The following is a 15,967-nucleotide window of genomic DNA, read 5'->3' as shown; positions in this document are numbered from 1 at the left end:
ACTACAAAGCTGTCATTGACTCAAGTTATTTATCGTAAAAAAGCAGAGTCCAATGCTCTGCTTTTTTATTTTAGTGCAATCTAAAATCCAGCTTTAGATTTTACCGTGACATTGCTTGTATTTTAAGCCTGAACCACATGGGCAAGGCGCATTACGGCTTTCTGGTACTGGGAATGGTGCATTGTCTGTAAAGCCTTCTGTTTCCTCAGAAGCCGTTACTTCACCTGTTAAGCCATCCACATCATCATGTTCAAATGAAAGACGCATTGATTCAGCCTGACGTTGTTGCTGAGCTTCAAGTTCCGCTAATTCTTCCGCAGTCGGTACATGAACACGAGATAAGTCAGTTACGACATCAGATTTAATAATACCCAACATATTTACGAATAAGTTGAATGCTTCTTTCTTATATTCTTGCTCAGGGTTCTTTTGTGCATAACCACGTAAATGAATCCCTTGACGCAAGTAATCCATTGCCGCCAAATGATCTTTCCAATGGCGATCCAGCGAATTCAACATAAAGTGACGTTCAAGCATTGCTGCCGACTCATCACCCATTTGTTCACGACGCTGGCGATAACGAGCAACCACTTCATCTGAAATACGCTCAATCAATCCTTCTTCATCTAAACGACGATCTTGATCCAGCCATTGCTGTACTGGCAATTCGATACCGAGGTCAGACTGTAACGCACCTTCCAGACCTTCGATATCCCACTGATCATGAATCGATTCAGGTGGAATAAAGTTAGCGATTAAGCCTTTTACGACTTCGTGATGCATTTCTTCGATATAGTCTTGTAGCGTACTTTCTGCCAGAACTTCATCACGTTGTGAGTAAATGATCTTACGTTGTTCGTTATTGACATCATCGTACTTCAATAGGTTCTTACGAATATCGAAGTTACGTGCTTCAACTTTACGTTGCGCATTTTCAATCGAACGGCTCACCATTTTGTGTTCAATCGCTTCGCTTTCTTGTAAGCCCATCGCACGCATCATGCCTACAACACGGTCACCCGCGAAGATACGCATCAAATCATCTTCAAGCGATAAATAGAAACGAGAGACACCAGGGTCACCCTGACGACCTGCACGACCACGCAACTGGTTATCAATACGACGTGATTCATGACGCTCAGAACCAATGATATGCAAACCACCCGAACTTAAAACGTCTTCGTGATCTTTTTCCCATTGTGCCTGTAAACGCGCTTCATCTTCAGGCGTCGCATTTTCAATTTTGGCAAGTTTTGCTTTCCAGTTACCACCAAGCAAAATATCGGTACCACGACCCGCCATGTTGGTTGCGATCGTAACCGCATTCGGACTACCCGCTTGCGCAATGATATCCGCTTCACGCTCATGCTGTTTCGCGTTAAGGACTTCGTGATGGATACCCGCCTGTAATAACTTGGCAGATAAAATTTCACTGGCTTCAATGGTTGCTGTACCAATCAGGATCGGCGCAACACCTTGCTGACGAATCTTGGTAATTTCTTCAATAATCGCAGTGTATTTACCATTACGGTTTAAATAGATTAAATCGTTATGATCGACACGTACCATTGGACGGTGGGTTGGAATAATCACCACATCCAGACCATAAATTTCTTTCATTTCCGCAGCTTCAGTATCGGCAGTACCGGTCATACCTGACAGCTTTTTATAAAGACGGAAATAGTTCTGGAAAGTTGTAGTTGCAAGTGTCTGGTTTTCTGGCTGAATTTCCATGTTTTCTTTGGCTTCAACCGCTTGATGCAGACCTTCCGACCAACGGCGACCTGGCATGGTACGACCCGTGCTCTCATCGACAATAATCACTTCTTCTTTTTGCGTTTGAGGATTAATACCAATGATGTAATGCACGTTCTTTTGATACAAATAGTGTGCACGGATTGCAGCAGTAACATGATGAACCAGATTCAGGTTGGTTGCTGAATACAGACTTTCGCCTTCAGCCAACAGCCCCATTTCAATGAGTTTCTGTTCTACTGTTTCATAACCCACTTCAGTCATTTCAACTGAGCGCTGTTTTTCATCTACCCAGAAATGTCCGCCATCAGCCACTTTTTCTTCTTTCTGTGGACGTAATGTTGGAGGAATACTGTTGATGAGCTCATACAAATGAGATGAATCTTCGCTTTGACCAGAAATAATCAATGGTGTACGCGCTTCATCAATCAAGATCGAATCGACTTCATCGATAATGGCATAGCTTAGGCCACGCTGTTTTTTCTCTTGTAGAGAAAACACCATGTTGTCACGAAGATAATCGAAACCGAATTCGTTGTTGGTACCGTAAGTAATATCAGAAGTATAGGCTTGTGCTTTTTCATCAGGCATTTGCATTGAGTAAATCACACCAATGCTCAAGCCTAAGAATTCGAATAATGGACGGTTTAACTCGGCATCACGTTGCGCCAAGTAATCATTCACGGTAATCACGTGAACGCCCTGACCACTCAATGCATTGAGATAACAAGCCAAAGTACCCATCAGGGTTTTACCTTCACCTGTACGCATCTCGGCAATTTTACCTTCATGCAAGGTAATACCACCAATCAACTGCACATCGTAGTGACGCATACCCATGACACGCTTTGCCGCTTCACGACAAACAGCAAAAGCTTCTGGCAATAATTTATCTAAACTTTCGCCATTACTAAAACGTTGTTTGAATTCTGGAGTTTTTGCAGAGAGGTCTGCATCGTTAAGAGCAGATATCGTCGGTTCAAGCGCATTAATTTGTTCAACAATTTTACGCATGCGTTTGAGCTCACGCTCATTTTTTGTACCGAAGATACCTCCGATCAGACTTGCCAACATGAATAAACTCTCTAATCCTGTTTGTTATAAGGTTCGTCAATAACAACAAACCCTAGGTCGGTTAATTTTTTCTTAGCTGTTATTATGGAGTCAGAAATAAGAACTACAAGTGCTTTGCATCCAAACAGGTAAAAAAATCTGCGAGGCGATTCTGACATCACACAACTAAAGAGCGTTAATGTAGCAAATTTGCATTTAACTTACATCGACTTCAATGTGAATTTCTGCTCATTTTTTAACAAGATCCATAAGCAATATCTCAAAAGTTCATAACAAAATACAAAAACAATAATTTTATTTATAAAGTGAATGCTGCATATTGAATGGAGAAACGACATAGAAAAAAGTATAGAGGACTGATCATGACATTACGTTTAGGCGACACTGCCCCAAATTTCCAGCAAGAATCAAGCGAAGGTACTATTGATTTTTATGACTTTTTAGGCGATAGCTGGGGTATTCTATTTTCCCATCCCGCAGATTATACGCCGGTCTGTACCACTGAGCTGGGTTACACAGCCAAGCTGAAAGATGAATTTGACAAGCGTGGTGTAAAAGCCATCGCCCTTTCTGTTGATGATGTGAAATCGCACAAAGGCTGGATTCAAGACATTAATGAAACCCAGAATACCACGGTTAATTTTCCAATTATTGCAGATAAAGATCGTAAAGTATCTGAACTTTATGGATTTATTCATCCCAATGCCAGTGAAACCTTAACTGTTCGTTCATTGGTCATTATTGATCCGAATAAAAAAGTGCGTTTGATCATTACCTATCCAGCGTCAACAGGGCGTAATTTCAATGAAGTGTTACGCGTAGTCGATTCACTGCAACTCACCGATAATCACAAAGTTGCAACACCAGCAAACTGGCAACAGGGTGAAGATGTGGTAATTGTACCGTCATTGAAAGATGAAGAAGAAATCAAACAACGCTTCCCGAAAGGCTATAAGGCAGTTAAACCGTATTTAAGACTCACACCCCAGCCTGAGTGAGGATCAAACGAGCAACGCTCGTTCCTGAGAAGCGACTAAAGCTTCGCAAGAAGGTGAACAGCTATGCTGTGAGTTAAGAGATTAAAGCGAAAGCTTTAATCGCAGTGCAAGACAAACGCAATGCGTAGTAATCAAAAACGAGCAACGCTCGTTCCTGAGAAGTGACTAAAGCTTCGCAAGAAGGTAAACAGCTCTGCTGTGAGCTAAGAGATTAAAGCGAAAGCTTCAATCGCAGTGCAAGACGACATATCCAGCCTATCTCACTGATAGGCTTTTTAATGCCAGACTCAAATTTGTTTTGGTATTTTTTAATCAATACGTTATAAGAATAATTCGATCCGAAACACAATAAAAATCATCATGATCTATAACATTCATCATCTGCATTGTGGCAGCTTCTGCCCTGTCTGCGCACCCTTATTCGGACAAAAAGGCTGGAAAGCTCATCTGGTTTGTCATTGCCTGTTGATTGAAACTGATCGTGGACTGGTTCTGATTGATACAGGCTTGGGCTTACAAGACTATTTACATACTGAACAGCGTCTGGGCAACCTGCTGACTCAATTTGGTTCTATCGTGCCGAACCTGAAACTCAGTGCCATTCAACAGATTCAGCAACTCGGCTTTAGTCCCAACGATGTAAAACATATTTTTGTGACGCATCTGGATTTCGACCATGCGGGTGGTATCTCTGATTTTCCCCATGCAACCATACATGTGCTGGCCTCAGAATTTAATGCGACCCAGACATTATCTGCCAAAGGGAAACTACGTTATAAAACCGAGCAGTTTAAACAGCATCGACATTGGAGCTTTGCAGAACATAACGATGGTGAAGACTGGTTCAATCTCCAGCGTGTGAAAGGCCTTCCGTTGTTTCAGGATGAAATTCTCATGGTGCCGTTGCTCGGACATACACTTGGGCACTCAGGCATTGCAATTAAAAAACAGGATGGCTGGATTCTCTTTTGTGGCGATGCTTACTTTTCCCACTTAGAGCTCAACCCTAAAAATAAACTCAGAGCACTCGACCTCACCGAACGCTTATTGGCTGAAGATAACCAGCAGCGTATGCATAACCTGAAACGCTTACAATATCTGGCTCAACATGAACCCAAGATTGAGTTAATTTGTGCGCACGATCCCGTTGAATTCAGTCGCTATCAATCCATCTTATGAAAAAAACACTCATTGCCCTGACACTTATTTCCACCCTCAGCATGGGTGGTTGCATGAAACATCCAAGTCTGGATGATGAACAACGCCCTAAAAACTGGGGAACATTGATTTCCAATACACATAACTTCTATCAAATCAGCAATGATGTGTTTCGTAGCGATCAGCCGAGTAATGAATTAATTCCAAGCTTAAAACAGTACAACATTGATACTGTCATCAATCTTCGTGCTCGAAATGAAGATGCAAAAGTTCTCAAAGATCAACCCTTTAATCTGGTCCATATCCCGATTTATACCTGGGCAATCAATCGTGAAGACTTATTACAAGCGATGCGTGCCATTCAAACCGCGAAACAGCACAATCAAAAAGTATTGATCCATTGCTATCATGGTTCAGACCGTACAGGTGCGACCATTGCCATGTACCGCATTATTTTTGAACACTGGTCGATTGAAGATGCAGTAAAAGAAATGAAACAAGGCGGCTATGGCTTTCATGTGATCTGGAAAAATATCGACCACTTATTTACCCCTGAAAATGTAAAATGGATTCAACAACAACTGTCGAATCCATCTCGTTAAGACATTTATTTTTTTATAGACAAAATGCTACTGATTAGATGAAAAGGTTTATTTAATCAATCGCATTTTGTCAATCTGACTAACTTAAATTCAGTGATGATAATTACCCAGCAAAGCATACTTGGCTTAATTTTGTGGTTTTTCAAAAGCAGAACTGCTCAGCAATACTTTCAAAATTTCAGAATTGCCACCGTCACTGTCGGTGACCAATAAAAATACTTCGCCATCAGGTCGCGACTCAAGCCACGTAATCCCTTCAACTTTAATGGGTAGCGTTTTGCTTTCTACATCCTGAATTAAATGACTCGATAAAGCTTGACCATCTGGAGAGAACAACAAAATAAAACTGCCCAAGACATCACCATCATCATAGGTATTTAATGTTTGCTCAACCGCAGCCGTGGCAATAATTAGTTTTTTATCCAATAAAAAATAGGCATCAGAAATCCCGCTTGCAGCACCCTCAATCTCAGGCAAGTTGAGATTGAACGAATTTATAAGCGCATTTTCTAACGATTTCTCTTGTTGTATTTTGGCTAAATCAAAGACTAAAACACCATGATGGCGATTAATATTACCCCGTTGAAAGATATAAAGATGATGACTATCTGAGCATACCGCCTCTATATTGAGGTCAGCTCCATTCGTTAATTCAGCACTGTTTTCTAAAAAGTGATAATCCACCGCATCTAAAAAATTTTCGACCTGATCATTGGCAGGATTATAGAGTAATGCTTGTTTACGATTTTCCGTAGAACCCGAACCCATAATCAATAACTGTGGCTGTCCGTTAAAGATGAGGCAAGTTAATGCTTCAAAATCAGGCTTTTTTTCTTTGCTCAGTGGGATAAGTGATATTGGCTCGGATTGTTCAAATAATGGAATTTTTTCAAAGACCGTTGCACTGACCATGCTATTGTTTCGGTTAGTTTTGAGTAAGTAACGAACATCATCACCCACAAAATAAAGATCCTCCCCCATACAAGCAACACCAGATAGTGCACTAATCGCAGAATCAGATTCAAAAATAATCCGTTCTAATATCCGAACATCATTTATGTTCACATTGTTTCCCCAATTCAAGAGAATACTCGCAGGGTAGCTAACGCCTGCGAGATTTTTCAAATTTGTCTAGGGGAAGATCAGCATTTATCGCTGGTCAAGCGGAACCCAATCAATCACCCAAGCTGATTTCATATTCAGACTATCATCAGACGTAATTTTCTTACGGGTAGTATCTGCCGTATCACGATCTTTGGCTGGGCCAACCATGATACGAATCCCTTTAGATGTCGGGCTAGTTGTCACCTTATAGCCTTTGGCGCGTAACTTTGAAACGACAGCATCTGCATTGGCCTGATTTGCAGCCAGTGCCACTTGCACCATCCATTTCTTATCGCCATTTTCCATAAGATCGCGAGCTTTTTCAGCTTCTGCTTTCTTGTCTGCTTCAGCCTTACGCTTATCTTCAGCAGCTTTCTTGTCTGCTTCTGCCTTGCGTTTATCTTCAGCGGCTTTCTTATCTGCCTCGGCCTTACGTTTATCTTCCGCAGCTTTCTTGTCTGCTTCTGCTTTACGCTTGTCTTCCGCAGCTTTTTTATCCGCTTCTGCTTTACGCTTGTCTTCCGCAGCTTTTTTGTCTGCCTCTGCCTTACGTTTGTCTTCCGCAGCTTTACGATCAGCTTCCGCTTTCTTTGCCGCTTCTGCTTTACGTTTATCTTCCGCTAGCTTTTTGTCAGCGTCAGTCGTCTTTTGCTGGTCTGCTTTTAACTGTTCCGCTCGCTTCTTTTCATCCGCTTTGCGTTTGTCTTCAGCAATTCGTTTTGCTTTTGCTTTTTCATCTTCAACCAGTTCAGGTGGAATATTGTCTGAACTTTCTTGTGCAGCAGTACGGCGTGCATTAATTGCCGCGTATTCTTCAGCTGCTTTACGAGCCGCCGCTGCTTCTGCTTGCTGCTGCATTTTTAAAAATTCAGCAGCACGCGCCTCTTGTTCAGCAACCGCTTTTTCACGAGAGCGACGTTGTTCTTCAAGCAAACGTTTTTCTGTTTCAACATCAACCGCTAAAGGTTGTAATGAAACCATTTCACTCTCTTGGGCAGGCTGAGCAGTTTTTGGCTTAGACTCTGTTTTGGGAATAGGATGAGTAACGTTAGCTTGCGTATGATCTTGCTCTATTTCTTCATTACCTTTAAGAAGTAATGCGGCCAATAAAACACCACCTCCTAATAGAACAACGCCACCCATCCAACGTTGTTTGTTATTCATCGACATTCTTCTAAATACTCCCAGACCGCTTCTAAAGTATGAAACGAACCACAGACTAAAATCAGCTGATTGTTATTACCTTGTTTCAGCACAGTTTCAAACGCTTGCTGGATACTGCCGAACTCATGGACCTGTTGCCCTTGCAATGCGTCTTGAATCTGTTGCACTGGTGCGGCTCTAGGCACATCTAAATTAGCAATAAACCAATCTTTTACTGTTGTTTTTAGTAAATCAGTGACAGATGGAATGTCTTTATCTGCCAACATTGAAAATACTGCAACAACTTCTGTGTACTGTTTATTGTATTTTAAGAATTTTCGCAACTGCTTCAATAAAAATTCGACACCATGCGCATTGTGCCCAGCATCAAAAATAACCGTTTTATCCTGAATTTGTCTGATTTCAAAACGGCCTTGTAGACGAGCCTGCTGAATACCCGTTGCAATGGCGTGTTGTGATACTTCAATCCCACTCACCAGTACAGCGGCAACCGCAGTTGAAATATTATCTAAGGCAAGCTGTCCAACGGGAAGCTTTAAAGTGCTACCAGAAGATGCAAATGACCATGTTTGACCATCTTCATCTAGCTGATAGAAATAATCTTGATTGAGTGTATATAACTGCGCTTGGGTTTCAACCACTTTATCTTGAATGGCTTGCGGAAGTTGTTGTTGCCCTGCAAAAACCACTGGAATATTCGGACGAATGATTCCCGCTTTTTCAAATGCGATTTTTTCGACCGTATCGCCGAGCCAATCGACATGATCTAAACCGATATTGGTAATGACAGCAACGTCTGGATCAATCACATTAACCACATCAAGACGGCCACCAAGACCGACTTCAAGCACCCAGACATCACATTGTTGCTGTTTAAAAATCAAAAAAGCAGCCAAAGTAGTTGCTTCAAAAAAAGAAAGACTTAACCCACATTCACGGCGAGCCTGATCGACTTGTACAAAAGCATCCACCAGAGACTGATCATCAGCCTCGACACCCGCCAGCTTCACTCGCTCATTAAAACGGTAAATATGCGGTGACTGATAAAGTCCAACCTTATAACCTTGTGCATTTAAAATTGCAGCTAAAGTTGTCGTGGTCGAGCCTTTACCATTAGTGCCTGCGACTGTAAATACTTTTGCCTCAGGTTGCATTACGCCCAGCTTTTCAGCCACAGGTATAACGCGCTCTAAACCTAAATCAATGCCTGTAACATGAACATGGCCCCAATAATCGAGCCATGTTGTTAATGTATCCGTTGAATGTGGAGCGTGCGGTTTCAAGGTAAGTTCATCAGTTTTGCAACAAGTCTGTATACAGTATCACGTAATGCGTGACGATGAACAATTTGATCGACCACACCATGATCAAGCAAATATTCTGCACGTTGGAACGGTTCTTCCAGTTTCTCACGTACTGTTTGCTCAATCACACGTTTACCCGCAAAGCCAATCATCGCCTTCGGCTCAGCGATATGTACATCACCCAGCATTGCCAATGAAGCAGTCACACCACCATATACAGGATGGGTCAATACCACTACATAAGGAACACGAGCTTCTTTCATTTTCTGGATAGCAGCCGCAGTACGCGCCATTTGCATCAAGGACAACATACCTTCCTGCATACGTGCACCGCCAGAAGCAGCAAAACAGATCATCGGTTGATGCAATGCAATTGCACGTTCAGCCGCTTGTACAAAACGGTCGCCCACAACCGTACCCATTGAACCACCCATGAAATCAAAGTCAAAGGCACAGGCAACAAGGTCTAAACCTTTAAGCGAACCTTGCATCACCACAAGTGCTTCTGTCTCACCAGTTTTGTCTTGGGCTTCACGCATACGATCTGGATAAGGTTTGCTGTCCACAAACTTTAATGGATCTTTGGCATTAAATTCCTGACCTAATTCGCCATTCACCTGATCAAAGAACCAGTTCAGACGATCACGTGCACGCATACGTAAGTGTTCATCACATTGAGGACACACATAGGCATTAAATGACATGGCAGTACGTGTCACTAGTGCATGGCACTCAGGACATTCAATCGTAGGCTCAGTAAAGGTCGCTTTAAATGTTTGCTGTTGATCTGCAACCTGAATACCAGGGACATGACGCTCAGTCCAAGGTGTTGAAGGGTTAAGAACCTTCCCTGATGTTAACTCTTGACTCATACTAACTCATCGAGCGCAGCTCGAAGCTCCTTCACTTTATTCACCGTCTGTTGCGCAGCTTCATCGGCTGGCAATGTCGCAAAAGATTTAACGAAAGCACTTCCTACAATAACGGCATCGGCAACTTGACCCATCGCTTTTGCAGACGCTGCATCACTAATTCCAAAACCGACGCCGACTGGCACATTAGTTTTAGATTTAATTTTTGCAATACGCGCTGCTGCTTCAGAAGTATCTAAAGTTGCCGCACCTGTCACACCTTTTAATGACACATAGTAAACAAAGCCGCTTGCCTGATTTACCACATGTTGAATACGCTGGTCTGTTGAGGTCGGCGCGAGCAAGAAGATCTGATCCATTCCATTTTGTTTAAGAACTTCACCTAATTGCTGAGATTCTTCAGGTGGTAAGTCCACCAAAAGCACACCATCAACACCACAGTCTTTCGCATAAGCAACAAACTTTTCATAACCAATGACTTCAACAGGATTTAAATATCCCATTAATACCACAGGTGTCGTTTGATCTTTTTCACGAAAGGCTTTCACCATATTCAATGCATCTAAAGTATTGGTTCCACCTGCCAAAGCACGTTCAGCCGCTAAAGCAATCACGGGACCATCTGCCATCGGGTCAGAGAATGGAAGACCCAGTTCAATGACATCAACGCCCGCTTCTACCATTTGATGAAGCAATGGAACAGTTACCTGTGGATGCGGATCACCTGCCATTACATAAGAAACAAGCGCTTTACGTTGCTGAGATTTAAGCTGTTCAAAACGAGTGGCAAGACGTGACATAGGATTATGCTTTCCTGATTTATATAAATTAAGGAGTTGTTTGTGGTCATTTAAAAACACTGCATTGTAACGCTATTTTTTGTTCATTGAACAGAGTTTGACGTGAATGCGACAGCGAATCCTGAGACTTACAACTCCCCTTGTACATTTATCTATATTTTGAGTTTTTTCTCAATGATCAAAGATTCCTAATTTCAGGCTTATCACGTAGCATTTTAGAAATCCGCCAAGCTCCTTTATACTACCCGCAATTTTTAAGTTTCCTTTTTATTTTTATGTCTGCCCACTCTCCGGAAAAAGTACAAAGCAATGCCCTTGCTTTGCTGCCGCTATTGGTATTTTTGATCATCTTTCTCGGGAGTGGTCTGTATCATTCAATGATCGGAACAGAATTTGCCTTCTATCAGGTCAAAGCACCTGTGGCTGCAATTCCAGCGGTGATTCTTGCCCTTCTGCTCTATAAACAGAAACTCAATAAAGCCATTGACGAATTCCTGCAAGGTGCCAGCCATCCCAATCTAATCTTAATGTTTATGGTGTTTATGCTGGCAGGGGCTTTTGCCAGTGTATCCAGTGCGATTGGCAGTGTCGATGCAACCGTACAACTCGGACTCTCACTGATTTCAGCTGAATATGTGTTGCCTATGCTGTTTATCATTGCAGCGTTTATTGCGACTGCAATGGGAACCTCCATGGGCACCATTGCCGCTTGTGCACCGATTGCCTTTGGTTTCGCGCAAGCTACTGATATTGCACCGATCTATGCGATTGGTGCGGTGGTCGGTGGTGCCATGTTTGGCGATAATTTATCGATGATCTCGGATACAACCATTGCTGCAACCCGTAGCCAAAATGTTGAGTTAAGAGATAAATTTCGGGTCAATGTCTGGATCGCCCTTCCTGCTGCCATTATCACTCTATTTGTTTATATAGCATTGAGCCACGATGCAGAAGCCATTCAATCACAGCATTATGATTTATGGCTAATTCTGCCTTATCTTGCAGTATTCTTCCTCGCTTTTACCCGTTTACACGTGTTAGCCGTGCTAATGATTGGTGTGATTTTATCGGGTGTAATTGGTCTGGTTGAAAAGCCTGAGTTTGATATTTTGAAGCTCAATAGCTCAATCTATGATGGCTTTGTCAGCATGTTTGAGGTGGCATTACTTTCCATGTTGCTGGGCGGGCTATCTGCTTTAATGCAAAAAGAAGGCGGATTGCAGTGGTTGATTCAACGTATTTACGCCATTACTCGCCTGTTTAAATTTGGCCGACAACGTGCAGGTGAATTCGGCATAAGCTTTCTGGTGGTATTCTCGAATTTGTTTGTGGCCAATAATACCGTTGCGATCATTCTTTCTGGCGATATGGCACGTGAAGTGGCAAAAGAATATGGCGTAGATCCTAAACGTAGTGCAGCTTTATTAGATATTTTTTCTTGTATCATTCAAGGGATTATTCCCTACGGCGCGCAGTTACTACTCGCCTGTTCGATCGCCAAACTCTCACCTATTGAATTGATTGGTAATATCTACTATTGCTGGATTCTTGCGATTTGCGCAGTACTTGCCATTGTTTTTAATTATCCACGTTTAAAAACATGTTAAAACCCTGTACGAATATGAGACTCGAAAATGTCGTTCACAACCTGAGCAAGCCAAAGCGACTAAAGCTTTGGTGAAGCGCAAGAATGAGGAAGTGAACCTTGCGGAGCTTCAATCGCTCCTCATGTGAATGACAATGGTTTTGCCTACTTTTGCCAAAACAAAAGTAGGTCGAACCGAAGGTTTATCCAATAATTAGATGAGAATACAACATGACTCCGTTGAGCCTCCCCCATTTAAATAAGAATTATGCCTAGTGAAAAGATTCATTTTAAATCTACAAAGATTTTAAAAACTGTCTAGGCGTAACACCTGTCCAACGCTTAAAAGCCCTCCCAAACGCACTCTGATCCGCATAGTTCAACCGCTCCGCAATCTCAGACAATGACCGACCTTGTTGCAAATACAACTTACTTTGCTCCAAACGATACTGATCCAGCACATCCTGAAAATTCAGTTCATAAGCTTTAAGCTGACGTTGTAAAGTACGTTCCGAACAATGCAATCGCTTGGCAACATAACTCTGCAATACCTCTTCCTGCTGCAATAAACCCTGTTCAATCAGGCTATGTATTTTTTGTCTAAATTGTTGCTGCTGAATTTCAAAAGAACTGACACTATTCAATGATTGCTGTGCTTGAGTGGATAACACCTGATTCAACTGTTGATCTGCGGCAATACTTTTTGCTTTTAAAATCTGATTAGAAAAACGGATCGCATACTGCCCCTGCTGAATCTGAATCGGACAGCCATAAAATTTTTCAAAATGATACAGCGCAGTATGGGGCGCGTAACCAAACTGGATGGTCTGCGGCGGAATCAGGTCATCTTGGACAATGGATTGGGCAATCTTGAAGATCAGGGCCAGATTCAATTCATACATTTCCCGATAATCACGATAAGAGGCACTCCACACAATTTGAATATAGTCTGGAAACTGCTGGACATCGAGCTGTTCTAAATTGGTTTGCTTAAAGACCAGAGAATAATAACGCTGTAATAGCTGCAAGGCTTGTTGTAGATCAATACTGGTTGATGCCAGATAGCCCATCAAACCCAAGTCCTGCAAATTGGCATGCTCTGCCAAAACTAAGGTAATGGGACGAGTGAAATGTGGTTGAGCAGCCTGTAATAACAAGACATAACGCTCGACATCAAAGTCTTTTTCATCTGGATTATCTAAACAGGCTTGAAAGTCTTTCCACAGTTCAGGTGCAACAACTTTAGATAAATCAACTTGTTCCTGTTGCAGCACGCGACTAAACAAACGCAAGTATCCGATTATTATTTTAACTGACATGGGCCAATCTCATCCTGAGCTGTCGTTATTTGTATAAAAATTGGCTGTAACTGTCAAAACATTTCATCGGAGTTTTTCCATACTGGCGACATGAAGAAAAATAAGGAATCGTCAAAATGAATGCACATGTTTCCTATCAAGTTGATCCTGTGGTCAGAACCAAACTGGACTTCCATTTAGAACAAGCACCCCGCTTCTGGTTCGGTGGCGATCCATTCCGTACCCGTATGTTTGATGCCCTCAGCCTGACCTTCCCCGATGGTGAGCGTTATTTTATTGAATGTGTCCGTTTATTCCGTGACAAAATTGATGATCCAGACTTGCAGGAACGTGTCGCTGATTTTATTCGTCAGGAAGCACAACATGGCATTGCACATGACAAAATGAACCAGATCATGAAAGATCAGGGGATGCCTGTGGAGCAGTTCACCACTCGCTTAAAGAAAATCTTTCGCTTTGAGCTCAAGAATCGCTCTCCCCAATACAACATTGCCATGACCGCAGCAGCCGAGCATTTAACTGCGCTGATGGCGGATACCTTCTATAGCAAAAAAGAGACGTTGGCCGAAGCTGATCCTTTTGTTCGCGCACTTTTTGCTTGGCATGCGATTGAAGAAATGGAACATCGAGATGTCGCATTTGATGTGATGCGAGAAGTTGGTGAAGTGCCTGAAGCAACCCGTCGCTTTGCCTTGGTCTTTACCACAGTGATGATGTTTGGTTTTACTCTCTATCGTACCGATGTGATGCTCAAAACCGATGGTTTTAATTTAAGACAACGTTTTGATATGGCACGTAAAGGTTTACCGTGGTTCTTTGGTCGTAACGGTATTTTGACGGCGAAAAGAGCACAATATAGCGACTGGTTTAAAAAGGATTTCCATCCAAATCAACATCCTGTTATTCGCCAATACGATGTCTGGATTGATACTTTAGCCAAGACCAATGATCCAATTGCTGCGGGTGAAGCTTTTTGGCAAGCAGGGCTTTAGTTCATTATTAGACATAAAGAAATCCCCTTCCAATTGAGGGGATTTTTATTTCCATCATCACCACTTCGCATAATGCTGTTCTAACAAACCATATTCATTATCTAATGCCACCAATTCGACTTGGTCATGCGCAATCGTCCCACTGACTTTGGCCTGCCATTGATTGAACTGACTGCCGATCAAACGCAAGTTAATATTCTCAAAACGGCACCAGCCTGTTTCCACCACCAAGTTTAAACATCCACCTAAAGAACGAATTGACCAAGTTTTTTCATCTTTTTGCTCAAATAAAACATCCGTCAGCGGATACAAACGTCCATTGACCCACAAAGCATTTTCATTACCAAAACTTTCATTCACACCTGATGCCAGATTGATACCAATACGGCGATCTTGCGCATCACGGAACTGGCAAGACAACCAGAACCAAGCCGTTTCAGGTCGCAGAAAACCACAGGTATCATCTAAAGCAGCTAAACTCTGTGCATTAAATTCAATCTGTTGCTGAGCTGGACTAATAAAAAAGCCCTCAACTGCCAGCGTGGTCTGCTTTTGCGTATAAGTCCAACCATTAATTCCTGTTGGGCTACATAAACTGAGCGCATCCGTACCTGCACAAAAAATTCGTGCTTTTAACTGAATTTCACCATGTTTGGTGACCTGAATATAACGCACGCCATTGGCATGTTGCATATCGAATTGATAGGCTGATTTTTTAAAATGGCTTTGACTAAATAACGGCTGTTCATCAAGATGGGTTTTCAATGCCAGTGGCTGGATTGCATTCCATTCAATCACTTTTTGAGTTTGATGATCATAGACATAAAAGAAACCATGCCCTGCCCAAGATAGATCGACAATCGCCACCCCAATGCTGTAGTGCTCATGCTGCAATCCGCAGAATTTAAATTTTTTATATTTAAGTTGCTTGCGCCAGCCTGTTAAGACCTGTCCATACGGCGTTTTATAAATATAGTCATCCAGATTGATTCTCGATGGTACCTGATCAAAACGTCCATAACGTGGCTGACCATTGGTTTGTATCAAATCCATTATTTCATTCCATGATTACGGGTTTGCATCTGCCTCAATAATAAAGCTTAAGCGGACAAATTTCCTCATCGTTTTGTCTGTAAAAATGATGAATCCTTTGCATTTTTACCACTAAATCCAAGTTTCTTCCGAATGATTCTAGCTCATAATTTCATCAAACATTCATACAGAAGTTTTATTTTAAAAA

General features: G+C 42.1%; 13 protein-coding genes. 5 read left to right on the top strand and 8 right to left on the bottom strand.

The window, feature by feature from the left end; all coding sequences use genetic code 11:
* Positions 1-93 precede the first annotated feature (93 nt).
* Positions 94-2,829 (bottom strand): preprotein translocase subunit SecA, encoded by a 2,736-nt coding sequence (gene secA, locus IEV36_RS04605; protein ID WP_004775436.1) that lies wholly within the window; start codon positions 2,827-2,829, stop codon positions 94-96.
* Between the two features lie 362 nt (positions 2,830-3,191).
* Between secA and IEV36_RS04600 the strand changes: the two genes are divergently transcribed.
* The 3 genes from IEV36_RS04600 (at position 3,192) to IEV36_RS04590 (ending at position 5,587) form a co-directional block, all read left to right on the top strand.
* Complete coding sequence (locus IEV36_RS04600) at positions 3,192-3,827, top strand: peroxiredoxin (RefSeq protein ID WP_005259436.1); 636 nt, start codon at positions 3,192-3,194, stop codon at positions 3,825-3,827.
* A 360-nt stretch (positions 3,828-4,187) separates the two neighbouring features.
* Positions 4,188-5,006, top strand: a complete 819-nt coding sequence (locus IEV36_RS04595; protein WP_005259437.1) for an MBL fold metallo-hydrolase — start codon at positions 4,188-4,190, stop codon at positions 5,004-5,006.
* The gene (locus IEV36_RS04590; protein ID WP_005259439.1) at positions 5,003-5,587 is read left to right on the top strand and encodes a dual specificity protein phosphatase family protein; all 585 of its coding nucleotides are present in this window, start codon (positions 5,003-5,005) and stop codon (positions 5,585-5,587) included. Before IEV36_RS04595 ends, IEV36_RS04590 begins: the two co-directional genes overlap by 4 nt.
* Before the next feature lie 126 nt (positions 5,588-5,713).
* Here IEV36_RS04590 and IEV36_RS04585 read toward each other — a convergent pair whose 3' ends face one another.
* From IEV36_RS04585 to trpA, 5 genes are all read right to left on the bottom strand, one after another.
* Positions 5,714-6,652: a DUF6929 family protein gene (locus IEV36_RS04585; protein WP_005259447.1), complete on the bottom strand. Its 939-nt coding sequence runs from the start codon at positions 6,650-6,652 to the stop codon at positions 5,714-5,716.
* A gap of 84 nt (positions 6,653-6,736) precedes the next feature.
* Positions 6,737-7,861 (bottom strand): SPOR domain-containing protein, encoded by a 1,125-nt coding sequence (locus IEV36_RS04580; RefSeq protein ID WP_005259449.1) that lies wholly within the window; start codon positions 7,859-7,861, stop codon positions 6,737-6,739.
* Entirely contained in the window at positions 7,852-9,138 is a 1,287-nt protein-coding gene (gene folC, locus IEV36_RS04575) for a bifunctional tetrahydrofolate synthase/dihydrofolate synthase (RefSeq protein WP_005259450.1), read from the bottom strand. Before folC ends, IEV36_RS04580 begins: the two co-directional genes overlap by 10 nt.
* Positions 9,135-10,031, bottom strand: coding sequence for an acetyl-CoA carboxylase, carboxyltransferase subunit beta (gene accD / locus IEV36_RS04570; protein ID WP_004775442.1), 897 nt, complete (start codon positions 10,029-10,031; stop codon positions 9,135-9,137). The genes folC and accD overlap by 4 nt, the downstream gene beginning before the upstream one ends.
* The gene (gene trpA, locus IEV36_RS04565) at positions 10,028-10,831 is read right to left on the bottom strand and encodes a tryptophan synthase subunit alpha (protein ID WP_005259451.1); all 804 of its coding nucleotides are present in this window, start codon (positions 10,829-10,831) and stop codon (positions 10,028-10,030) included. Before trpA ends, accD begins: the two co-directional genes overlap by 4 nt.
* Positions 10,832-11,106: 275 nt before the next feature.
* Between trpA and IEV36_RS04560 the strand changes: the two genes are divergently transcribed.
* A complete protein-coding gene (locus tag IEV36_RS04560) occupies positions 11,107-12,438 on the top strand; it encodes a Na+/H+ antiporter NhaC family protein (RefSeq protein WP_005259452.1) in 1,332 nt (443 codons plus the stop codon).
* 274 nt (positions 12,439-12,712) lie between these two features.
* Here IEV36_RS04560 and IEV36_RS04555 read toward each other — a convergent pair whose 3' ends face one another.
* Positions 12,713-13,735 (bottom strand): AraC family transcriptional regulator, encoded by a 1,023-nt coding sequence (locus IEV36_RS04555; RefSeq protein ID WP_005259453.1) that lies wholly within the window; start codon positions 13,733-13,735, stop codon positions 12,713-12,715.
* 116 nt (positions 13,736-13,851) lie between these two features.
* On the opposite strand from IEV36_RS04555, the gene IEV36_RS04550 reads away from it, so the two are divergent.
* Positions 13,852-14,727: a metal-dependent hydrolase gene (locus IEV36_RS04550; RefSeq protein ID WP_004775447.1), complete on the top strand. Its 876-nt coding sequence runs from the start codon at positions 13,852-13,854 to the stop codon at positions 14,725-14,727.
* A 57-nt stretch (positions 14,728-14,784) separates the two neighbouring features.
* Here the strand turns inward: IEV36_RS04550 and IEV36_RS04545 are convergent, their stop codons facing one another.
* A complete protein-coding gene (locus IEV36_RS04545; protein WP_005259454.1) occupies positions 14,785-15,780 on the bottom strand; it encodes a DUF2804 domain-containing protein in 996 nt (331 codons plus the stop codon).
* Positions 15,781-15,967 lie beyond the last annotated feature (187 nt).

Source organism: Acinetobacter vivianii, from assembly GCF_014635885.1.
GTDB classification, from domain to species: domain Bacteria; phylum Pseudomonadota; class Gammaproteobacteria; order Pseudomonadales; family Moraxellaceae; genus Acinetobacter; species Acinetobacter vivianii.
Note: the sequence above shows the minus strand (reverse complement) of the source record. Positions and strands in the feature narration are given on the sequence as shown.

Excerpts from the sequence above, each read along its gene's own strand:
- trpA (WP_005259451.1), bottom strand. The coding sequence starts at position 10,831 with ATGTCACGTCTTGCCACTCGTTTTGAACAGCTTAAATCTCAGCAACGT.
- IEV36_RS04595 (WP_005259437.1), top strand. The coding sequence starts at position 4,188 with ATGATCTATAACATTCATCATCTGCATTGTGGCAGCTTCTGCCCTGTC.
- IEV36_RS04600 (WP_005259436.1), top strand. The coding sequence starts at position 3,192 with ATGACATTACGTTTAGGCGACACTGCCCCAAATTTCCAGCAAGAATCA.
- IEV36_RS04580 (WP_005259449.1), bottom strand. The coding sequence starts at position 7,861 with ATGTCGATGAATAACAAACAACGTTGGATGGGTGGCGTTGTTCTATTA.
- IEV36_RS04555 (WP_005259453.1), bottom strand. The coding sequence starts at position 13,735 with ATGTCAGTTAAAATAATAATCGGATACTTGCGTTTGTTTAGTCGCGTG.
- IEV36_RS04550 (WP_004775447.1), top strand. The coding sequence starts at position 13,852 with ATGAATGCACATGTTTCCTATCAAGTTGATCCTGTGGTCAGAACCAAA.
- secA (WP_004775436.1), bottom strand. The coding sequence starts at position 2,829 with ATGTTGGCAAGTCTGATCGGAGGTATCTTCGGTACAAAAAATGAGCGT.
- accD (WP_004775442.1), bottom strand. The coding sequence starts at position 10,031 with ATGAGTCAAGAGTTAACATCAGGGAAGGTTCTTAACCCTTCAACACCT.
- IEV36_RS04590 (WP_005259439.1), top strand. The coding sequence starts at position 5,003 with ATGAAAAAAACACTCATTGCCCTGACACTTATTTCCACCCTCAGCATG.
- IEV36_RS04560 (WP_005259452.1), top strand. The coding sequence starts at position 11,107 with ATGTCTGCCCACTCTCCGGAAAAAGTACAAAGCAATGCCCTTGCTTTG.
- IEV36_RS04545 (WP_005259454.1), bottom strand. The coding sequence starts at position 15,780 with ATGGATTTGATACAAACCAATGGTCAGCCACGTTATGGACGTTTTGAT.